This window comes from Acinetobacter sp. 1294243, from assembly GCF_000588015.1.
In the GTDB taxonomy this organism is placed as follows: Bacteria; Pseudomonadota; Gammaproteobacteria; order Pseudomonadales; family Moraxellaceae; genus Acinetobacter; species Acinetobacter pittii.
Genome location: NZ_JFXG01000067.1, coordinates 1 through 334, shown reverse-complemented (window position 1 = coordinate 334; position 334 = coordinate 1). Strand labels below are relative to the sequence as shown.

At 53.3% G+C, this 334-nt stretch carries 1 protein-coding gene; it reads left to right on the top strand.

The window, feature by feature from the left end:
• On the top strand, nt 1-334 hold a 334-nt coding region (locus J655_RS24200; RefSeq protein WP_032053478.1), incomplete at both ends, for a DUF4126 domain-containing protein.

The following is a 334-nucleotide window of genomic DNA, read 5'->3' as shown; positions in this document are numbered from 1 at the left end:
TTTCGCGTGTTTGTGCCGCTACTGGTTATGAGCATTGCAACCATGATGGGATGGTTTGAACCATCAAAAGGTTTTGAATGGTTAGCTCTGCCATCGGTGTGTTTAGCTTTAGGTGTGGCAACGGTGTGTGAAGTTGCAGCCTACTATATTCCGTGGGTCGATAATGCCTTAGACACAGTCGCGACTCCTGCGGCGATGATTGCGGGTACATTAGCGACAATGGCGGTGAGTAGCGGAGAAATGTCTCAGTTTGCCAGTTGGGCGGCAGCGATTATTGTGGGCGGTGGTACGGCAGGGGGGGGGGAAATGAGGACCGTTGCTGCACGCGGGGGTT